This window comes from Hymenobacter agri, from assembly GCF_054778495.1.
On the sequence record NZ_BAAGZM010000158.1, the window covers coordinates 1 to 7,938 of the forward strand.

Here is a 7,938-nt window from a genome sequence, read left to right on the forward strand (position 1 = left end):
GACGCCGGCCGCAAAGGCGGCCTCGTGAGCCGCCGCGGCAAAGCCAATCCCGCCAGCACCAAGCCCGCCACCGGCAAAGCCTAGCCTAGCCTAGCCTAGCGCCGCCCGCCGAATACGACAGCGCCGCCGCATCTTTGCGGCATGCTGCACCTTCGGTTTTCTCAGCGCGTACTGCGCTTCAATTTTCCGGCCCGCACCTCGCGCGGGGCCCTGGCCGAGCACACGGCCTGGTACCTGCACCTCACCCACGCCGACGCACCAACGCTGATTGGCGTGGGGGAGGCTGCCCCCCTGGCGGGCCTTAGCCCCGACTACGGCCCCGGCTTTGCCGGGGCCGTTGCTGGTTTGTGCGAGCGGGTAAATGCGGCCCGGCTTACATCGCTGGACGTGCAGCAGGTACCCACGCTGGTGGGCCCCGGCCAGCCCGCCCTCACCTTTGCCCTCGAAACCGCCGTGCTCGACCTGGCCCACGGCGGCCGGCGGCAGCTCTATGCCAATGCCTTCAGCCAGGGCCGGGCCGCGCTGCCCATCAACGGGCTGGTATGGATGGGTGACGCCGGTTTCATGCGCGAGCAGATTCAGCAGAAGCTGGCGGCCGGCTATACGTGCCTCAAGCTGAAGATTGGCAGCCTCGATTTTGCTACCGAGCTGGCCATCATTGCCGAAATCCGGGCCGTGGCCGACGCCGGGCAGCTTACGCTTCGGGTTGATGCCAACGGCGCGTTTACCCCGGCCGAAGCCCCGCAAAAGCTGGCCCGGCTGGCCGCCTACGACCTGCACTCCATTGAGCAGCCGCTGGCGGCGGGGCAAGCCGCAGCGCTGGCCGCCCTTTGCCGCACCTCGCCCCTGCCCATTGCCCTCGATGAAGAATTGATTGGCGTGACGGCACCCGCGCGCCAGGCGGCCCTGCTCGATGAAATTCACCCCGCCTACATTGTGCTCAAGCCTACGCTGCTGGGCGGGCATGCCGCCACCCGCCGCTGGATTGCCCTGGCCGAGGACCGTGGGATTGGCTGGTGGATGACTTCGGCCCTGGAATCGAACGTGGGCCTGAATGCCGTGGCCCAGCTCACGGGCGAATACGACGTGCAGGGGTTTCCGCAGGGCCTGGGCACCGGCCAGCTCTACCACAACAACGTGGCGGCCCCGCTGCACGTGGGCCACGGTGCGCTGCGCTACGACCCGGCCGGCCCCTGGGAGCCGGTGTAGCCGGGAGGAGCCGTTCGGTGGCCAAGCGATACTTTTCGCTTTATTTACGGCTCGGGCCCCGAGGCCCTGCCTATGGGAGTATTCTGCGCGTGCCTACGTTTCCTTGTACTCTTCCTGTGTCTGGGCGCGGGCCGGGCCTGCTCGTGCCGGGCACAAACCCTTACAGGCCCGTTTCGACTGGAGAACCCGAAGCGTACGCAGGTTCGCGTGCCGTTGCAGATTCAACGCAATCTACTGGTGGTCAGCACGACGCTGAATGGCTACGGTCCGTTCAATTTTCTGCTCGATACCGGGGTGGCCACGGCCATCATTACTTCGCCCGCGTTGGCCGACTCGCTGCAGCTGCGTCACGGTCAGACGTTCCGCATTACGGGCGCCGGGGGTGCCGATACCGGCCTGCAGGCATACCAGACCGATAGCGTGCGCGTAGCCCTGGCCGGCGTGGTGGCCGACCACATGCCCATGCTGGTGCTCTCGCAGGATGTGCTCAACCTGTCGGGCTACGTAGGCATTCCCATCCACGGCATTCTGGGCTCGGAGCTGTTTCGCAGCTTTGTCATCACGCTGCGGCCCGAAGAAGGCTACCTGCTCGCCACGCGGCCCGAAATGTACCGGGCGCCGCGGGGCCGGCAGTGGTCGACGCTGCCGCTGAGTCTGGAGAACAACAAAGCCTATTTCACCACCCCGGTGCAACTCACCGACTCGCTGACGCTGCCCCTGAAGCTGGTGCTCGATACCGGCGCCAGCCATGCCATCTCCATCGAACTCGACTCGGACCCGCGCCTGCAAGCCCCCACTAGGCGCCTGCCCGCCGACCTGGGCCGGGGCCTGACGGGCGTCGTACAGGGGTTTCTGGGCCGGGTGCCACGCCTGCAGCTAGGCCGCTACTCGCTGCCCAATGTGCTCACGTCGTTCCCTAATCCGGCCGATGTGCACCGCCGAATCGACGTACCCCGCAACGGCAATGTGGGCTACGAACTCCTGAAACGCTTTTCGTTGGTGATTGACTACCCCCACCAGCTGCTGCTGCTGCGGCCCAACCAGCAGTTTCACGATGGGTTTGAACACGACATGGCCGGTATTGAATTCATGGCCATTGGTTCGGATTTGCGGCGGTTCGTCATTTTGAACGTGATGCCCAATTCGCCGGCGGCGGCGGCGGGCCTGGAGCCCAACATGGAACTGGTCAGCATCAACCTCATCCCGGCCAACTTTTTCAACCTCACCCAGCTCAGCCGCCTCCTGCATTCGCAGGATGGCCGCAGCCTGCTGCTGCTGCTGCGCCGCCCCGACGGGGAGTTTCAAACCACCACGCTACGCCTTAAGCGCCAGATTTAACCGCGCAGCCCGCAGCCAGCCCTACCTTTACGGCCTCATTCATCATTCCGCTTTTCACTTATGACTGCTCGACTTCTGCTGCAGTTGGCTGGCCTGTTTGGCGCGCTGGGGGTGGCCATTGGCGCCTTTGGGGCCCACGCCCTGCACGATACCCTGGTGCGCGCCGGTCGTCTCGACACCTTCGAAACGGCCGTGCGCTACCAATTCTACCACACACTGGCCCTGCTGGCCGTGGGGGTGCTGTGGGCAGCCCGGCCCGAGCTGCGCGCCCTGGGCACCACCGGCGCGCTCTGGGCCGGCGGCATTGTAGTCTTCAGCGGCTCGCTCTACGCGCTTTGCTTCACGGGTATCACCAAGCTGGGCGCCGTGGCCCCCATCGGTGGGCTGCTCTTCGTGGCCGGCTGGGTGAGCCTGCTGCTGGCCGTGCGCGAGCTGTAGGGGCTTGCATCGACACAAAAAAGGCCTCCCGCATATGCGGGAGGCCTTTTTTGTGCAGTCAAAACACGGTGGGAGTAATTCTGCCGGCGGGCTAGTTCTTCGCTTTTACTTTCATTTTGGCGCCGCCGGCTTTCACCTTGGTTTTGTCGCCTTCGTCTTTCATTTTCACGTCGCTCACCGTCGTCATGGCCGGCACGGCGTTGGCGGTGGTGGCTTCTTTCACTTCGCCTACCAGCGATACCGTGGTGTTGCCAGCGGCGGCGTTCGACTCAATGGTCAGCACTTTGTTCTGCATGCCCATTTTGCCGGTCGAGTTGAAGTGCGCCGAGATGGTGCCGGTTTTGCCGGGCAGCACCGGGGCTTTCGTCCACTCCGGCGTGGTGCAGCCGCAGCTCACGCCGATGTTGGAGATGACGAGGGGGGCAGTACCCGTGTTTTTGAACTTGAACACGTGGTCGACGGTGCCGCCGGCTACCACTGAGCCGAAGTCATACTTCACTTCTTCGAAAGTGATGGCCGGGCCAGCCACCGGGCCGGCGGGCTTAGCAGCGGTGGCCGAAGTCTGGGCGTGGGCCGTGGTGTAAGTCGCAGCCAGCAGGCTCAGGGCGAAGAGCAATGATTTTTTCATGATAAGCTATTGAAAAAGGATGGTGAAGGGTTGGCGTTGGACAAATTTAGGCTTTTCGCCGGGCCTCGCAAATTTATGGCCAAAGTGCGCCGCCCTTGCTGAAGACCCGATGAAGCGCGGTTCGGTTCCCGGCTTAGTCTTCGGGCGGCGGGTCGCCCACCAGCTGCTGCTGGAAGTTGAGCAGAAACAGCCGCTCCGAGGCCCGCGTGATGGCCGTGTAGAGCCAGCGCGCAAACTCGCCCGCCAGCGGCTCGTCGGGCTTCAGAAAACCATGGTCGACGAACACGGCCTGCCACTGGCCGCCCTGGGCCTTGTGGCAGGTGAGGGCATAGGCAAATTTTATTTGCAAGGCATTCAAATACGGGTCCTTGCGCATTTCCTTGTAGCGTTCGGCCTTGGTGGGCAGGTGGGCGTAGTCTTCGCTCACGGCCAGGTACAGGGCGTTGTTGCGGTCGGCAGGCAGGGCCGGGCTTTCGGTGTGCAGCGTATCGAGCAGCAGCTTCACTTCAATCTCGGGCTCGTCGGGATAGTCGACCAGCCGCACCTGCGCCTGGGCGAAGTGGAAGCCGTACACCTCCTCGCGCCTAACCACTTTCGTGATTTGCAGAAAGTCGCCGTTGGCCAGAAAGCCGATTTCCGAATCCTTCGGCAGCCAGAAATAGTTGTTGCGCACCACCATCAGGTAGTCGCCGCCCTCAATCTCCTCCTCCGCATCGAACAGGGCCCGCCGGATGAGTTGGTTGTACTGATTGGCGTTGCGGTTCGAGCGGCAGATAATGGTGGTGTTTTCGTGGCCGAAGTTGCGGTAGGCCCAGCGCAGGCCATCTTCCAGCTTGTCGCCGCCCATCTTGAAGATGTCGCGGAAGCCTTGGGTGTGTAGCTGAATGTTGGGTACCTGCTCGCGCAATTCCTCGCGCAGCTCGGTGGCATTCACCAGAATGCCCGACTCCTGCGCCTGGCGCATCACCTGGCGCAGCTCCACGTGGGCAACATCGGCGCGGAAGCGGTGAGCCAGCAGCTCGGGGTCGAGGGCCGGGCTCAGGAGCTGGCCCACGGGCGGCAGCTGGGCCGTGTCGCCGATGAGCAGCAGCTTGTTGCTGGTTTTTTCGAACACGTAGCCCATCAAATCGTCGAGCAGGCCGTTTTCGCCGAAGGCTTTCTCGTCCGAAATCATCGAGGCCTCGTCCACGATGAACAGGGTTTGCTCGGTGCGGTTGGGCTGGCGCTGAAAGTTGAGCCGCTCGGAGGGCGCGCCGCTGGTCTGGCGGTAAATCTTTTTGTGGATGGTGCTGGCGGACACGCCCGCGTAGCCGGCCATTACCTTGGCGGCGCGGCCGGTGGGGGCCATCAGGGTGTATTTGCGCTGCATTTTGTGCAGCCACTGTACCAGGGCGCTCACCACGGTGGTTTTGCCGGTGCCCGCGTAGCCGCGCAGCACAAACACCTTGCGGCCCGGCATTTGGTCCTTCAAGAAAGCATCAAGCTGGGTGAAGAGCAGGGCCTGGTCGTCGGTGGGCTCGTAGGGGAAATAGTCGCGGACGGACGGGGTGCGGAGGGAAAGCATTATTTTAAACGATATAAATCACCACTCTCGAAGCCAGTGTACACCGGAGTGTGGCCACCTAGAAACGAGCTGGATATTGGAGCGGACCTCAACACCTTGCCAAGGGAATAGATTACGTCGAGCAGCACCCAGTACCATTCTTCGTCACCAGCAGCAGGAATCACCAATTCTGTGGCCGCAACAAATTCCGGTGGGTAAGCGGCCCATTCGTCGTCCGTTTCGTCGTGGTGGTTCGAGCCGGCCAGATACAACACGTATCCTTCCGCAACTTCTCCGAGTCCGAACCGAAAAGCGCAAATTTCAGCAGGGAGCTTTTCAGTGGTGATTACTTCCCCCAGCCATGTGCTGAGTTCGGCCTGAAGAATGCCCTTTTCCATTGCTTTAAATTAGTTCTGGGGCTCCACCACCGCCATGGTGGCGCTGGCTTTGGCAATGAGCAGCTCATCGCACCATACTTCGGCCTCGCAGAAGTGCAGGCGACGGCCGGCTTTCAGCACCCAGCCAATGGCCCGCAGGCGCTGCCCCACGCCGGGGTGCAGGTACGACACCCGCAAATCGGCCGTAACAAGGCCGTATTCGTCCGGAATCAGCGTGACGCCCGCGAAGCCGGCCACCAAATCGGCCATTGTCGCCACCAGGCCGCCGTGTGCAAAGCCGCGCTGCTGCTGGTGCTGCACCTGCAGCGCCAGCTCGGCCTCGACGCGGCCGGGCGTGATGACGGTGAGGTCGGCCCCGATGAGGTGCATAAAATGCTGGCGCTCGAGCTTGCGCCGGATGCGGCTTTCGAGCGCTTCGGCTGAAGCCGGCGCTGCATTATGATTAGTTACCTGACTATCAGAAGACACGAATGCGAAAGGTTATGATTGAGATTTATGCCGGGCCGGTAACGCCAGCCGGCGTTTTTATTCCGCCTTGTACCAGGCTCGCGCTGCAAGAACTTTCTAGGCCTGAAAAAGCGCCCTACAACGGCAAGCGGCGCCATAATGGGGGGCAGCCGCCAAAGGTACAGTTATGGCTGCCGCTCCCCTATCTTTCGACTTCACTTTCGCTTCCGACGCCATGATGGAAACCGGACCGGCTATGCAGTATGTGGTAGCGGGCGCGCTGGGCCTGGGGCTGGCGGCGTGCAGCGGCTTTCGGGTATTTGTACCGCTGCTGGCCGCCAGCATTGCCTACCACACCGGCTACCTCACGCCCTCGGCCGGCTTTGCCTGGCTGGGCACCTGGGCGGCGCTCATCACGCTGGCATCGGCTATGGTGGCCGAAATCGTGGGCTACTACGTGCCATTCTTCGACCACTTCCTCGATACGCTCACCACCCCGGCTTCCTTTGTGGCCGGCACCATTCTCATGACCTCGGCCCTGCCCCACCTCGACCCCACCCTGCGCTGGACGCTGGGCGTGCCGGTGGGCGGCGGCACGGCCGGCCTGATTCAAACCGGTACGGCACTGCTGCGCGGCGCCTCCTCGGCCACTACCGGCGGCTTGGCCAATCCGGTGCTGGCAACCGTCGAAAACTCGGCGGCCGTGGGTGGCGTGGTACTCACGCTGCTGTTGCCGCTCGTGGCGGCTGGGTTCGCCGCCTTGCTGCTGGTATATATTCTAAGCCGGTTGCGGCGCTGGCAGGCCCGTCGGCGTCTGGCCCGCCAGTAGCCGGCCGGTGCCTACCGCCAGCCGGGCTACTCGTCCGGTGCTGAAATTGCGACTCCGGCGCCGGCATTCTATCTTCATTTTTCCATCATTTAAGCAAAACAATGTGGCGGGGCCGCCGTTAGTCGGTCAGTTCCTCCGCCGCGCCGCGTGCGGCCCCACCAGCTACTCCCATGTTATCTGCTTCTGAATCCGATTTTTCCGATGCCCTGCTGCAGGACTACGCCGGCCGCGTGCGCGTGCGCGTGGGTGGGCTGCTGCTCCGCGAGGGGAGTATGCTGCTGGCGGCCCACCGGGGGCTGCTGCCCGGACAGGCGGCCTTTTGGTCGCCGCCGGGGGGGGGCTGGCAGTTTGGCGAAAGCCTGAAAGATGCGTTGGTACGCGAGTTTCGCGAAGAAACCGGGCTGTCGGTGCGCGTCGGGCGCTTTCTGCACCTGCACGAGTTCAGCCAGGGCCCGCTCCAGGCCCTGGAGCTATTTTTTGAAGTGCTGGCCGACGACGCCAGTGCCCCGGTGCTGGGCCACGACCCCGAGCACCGCCCCGATGCCCAGCTGCTCACTGAACTGCAGTGGTTTGTGCCCCGGCAGCTGCAGCAGCTGCCACCGGCGCAGCTGCATCCGGTGCTGCGGCAGGTGCTCAGCCCCGACGATATTTTCGTGCCGCAGCTGCGCTTTTCGTAGCGCGGCCGCCCTTTAGCGGGGCCGGCGGGCTTGCCCCGCACCCGTTTGCTGCGGTCAGGCTGTATCTTTAGCCCCGGCCGCCCGGCCCGTTTTAGCTTCGATTCGTGCCTGCTTCTGCTTCTCTTTCTGTTTCTGCGCCATCGGGTGCGCCTTCGGCGCTGCTACAGCTGCGCGACGAAACCTTCGACCCAACCAATCCCGGCGCCTACAACCTCTATCTGCTGGCGGGCCCGGCCCGGCTCTATGTGGCCGTTGCCGATGTGGAGCGGCGCAAGTTTGTGGCGCTCGAAGAATACCAGCTGGGCACCGGCGGCGTGCCCGCCCTTGCCGCCCAGCACGATTACCTGGCGCTGCGGGGCTGGAATGCCGTGCGGGTGGCCGTAACGGGCCGGGCCTTCACGCTGCTGCCCGCCCCCCTTTTTCGGGCCGGC

10 protein-coding genes are annotated in these 7,938 nt (G+C 63.8%); 6 read left to right on the plus strand and 4 right to left on the minus strand.

Annotated features, from left to right (window positions below; translation table 11 throughout):
• Positions 1-141 precede the first annotated feature (141 nt).
• From ACYVDE_RS10005 to ACYVDE_RS10015, 3 genes are all read left to right on the plus strand, one after another.
• On the plus strand, positions 142-1,209 hold the full coding sequence (locus ACYVDE_RS10005) for an o-succinylbenzoate synthase (protein WP_460501367.1): 1,068 nt from the start codon (positions 142-144) through the stop codon (positions 1,207-1,209).
• Positions 1,210-1,416: 207 nt separating this feature from the next.
• The gene (locus ACYVDE_RS10010; RefSeq protein WP_460501368.1) at positions 1,417-2,547 is read left to right on the plus strand and encodes an aspartyl protease family protein; all 1,131 of its coding nucleotides are present in this window, start codon (positions 1,417-1,419) and stop codon (positions 2,545-2,547) included.
• Positions 2,548-2,607: 60 nt separating this feature from the next.
• Positions 2,608-2,985 carry a DUF423 domain-containing protein gene (locus ACYVDE_RS10015; protein WP_460501369.1) on the plus strand — a complete coding sequence of 126 codons (378 nt, stop codon included), beginning with the start codon at positions 2,608-2,610 and terminating at the stop codon, positions 2,983-2,985.
• Positions 2,986-3,076: 91 nt separating this feature from the next.
• On the opposite strand, the gene ACYVDE_RS10020 is transcribed toward ACYVDE_RS10015, so the two are convergent.
• The 4 genes from ACYVDE_RS10020 to ACYVDE_RS10035 all read right to left on the minus strand — a co-directional run bounded on the left by ACYVDE_RS10020 (position 3,077) and on the right by ACYVDE_RS10035 (position 6,022).
• A complete protein-coding gene (locus tag ACYVDE_RS10020) occupies positions 3,077-3,613 on the minus strand; it encodes a DUF1573 domain-containing protein (protein ID WP_460501370.1) in 537 nt (178 codons plus the stop codon).
• Between the two features lie 133 nt (positions 3,614-3,746).
• Positions 3,747-5,177, minus strand: a complete 1,431-nt coding sequence (locus tag ACYVDE_RS10025) for an ATP-dependent DNA helicase (protein ID WP_460501371.1) — start codon at positions 5,175-5,177, stop codon at positions 3,747-3,749.
• Positions 5,177-5,554, minus strand: coding sequence for a hypothetical protein (locus tag ACYVDE_RS10030; RefSeq protein WP_460501372.1), 378 nt, complete (start codon positions 5,552-5,554; stop codon positions 5,177-5,179). The genes ACYVDE_RS10025 and ACYVDE_RS10030 overlap by 1 nt, the downstream gene beginning before the upstream one ends.
• Before the next feature lie 9 nt (positions 5,555-5,563).
• Entirely contained in the window at positions 5,564-6,022 is a 459-nt protein-coding gene (locus ACYVDE_RS10035; RefSeq protein WP_460501373.1) for a PaaI family thioesterase, read from the minus strand.
• A gap of 166 nt (positions 6,023-6,188) precedes the next feature.
• Between ACYVDE_RS10035 and ACYVDE_RS10040 the strand changes: the two genes are divergently transcribed.
• The 3 genes from ACYVDE_RS10040 to ACYVDE_RS10050 form a co-directional block, all read left to right on the plus strand.
• Positions 6,189-6,830 (plus strand): DUF4126 domain-containing protein, encoded by a 642-nt coding sequence (locus ACYVDE_RS10040; RefSeq protein WP_460501374.1) that lies wholly within the window; start codon positions 6,189-6,191, stop codon positions 6,828-6,830.
• A gap of 170 nt (positions 6,831-7,000) precedes the next feature.
• Positions 7,001-7,507: an NUDIX hydrolase gene (locus ACYVDE_RS10045; protein ID WP_460501375.1), complete on the plus strand. Its 507-nt coding sequence runs from the start codon at positions 7,001-7,003 to the stop codon at positions 7,505-7,507.
• A gap of 104 nt (positions 7,508-7,611) precedes the next feature.
• A partial coding sequence (locus ACYVDE_RS10050) for a DUF3822 family protein (protein WP_460501376.1) occupies positions 7,612-7,938 on the plus strand: 327 nt, incomplete at its 3' end.

Excerpts from the sequence above, each read along its gene's own strand:
- ACYVDE_RS10005 (WP_460501367.1), top strand. The coding sequence starts at position 142 with ATGCTGCACCTTCGGTTTTCTCAGCGCGTACTGCGCTTCAATTTTCCG.
- ACYVDE_RS10015 (WP_460501369.1), top strand. The coding sequence starts at position 2,608 with ATGACTGCTCGACTTCTGCTGCAGTTGGCTGGCCTGTTTGGCGCGCTG.
- ACYVDE_RS10020 (WP_460501370.1), bottom strand. The coding sequence starts at position 3,613 with ATGAAAAAATCATTGCTCTTCGCCCTGAGCCTGCTGGCTGCGACTTAC.
- ACYVDE_RS10025 (WP_460501371.1), bottom strand. The coding sequence starts at position 5,177 with ATGCTTTCCCTCCGCACCCCGTCCGTCCGCGACTATTTCCCCTACGAG.
- ACYVDE_RS10030 (WP_460501372.1), bottom strand. The coding sequence starts at position 5,554 with ATGGAAAAGGGCATTCTTCAGGCCGAACTCAGCACATGGCTGGGGGAA.
- ACYVDE_RS10040 (WP_460501374.1), top strand. The coding sequence starts at position 6,189 with ATGGCTGCCGCTCCCCTATCTTTCGACTTCACTTTCGCTTCCGACGCC.
- ACYVDE_RS10045 (WP_460501375.1), top strand. The coding sequence starts at position 7,001 with ATGTTATCTGCTTCTGAATCCGATTTTTCCGATGCCCTGCTGCAGGAC.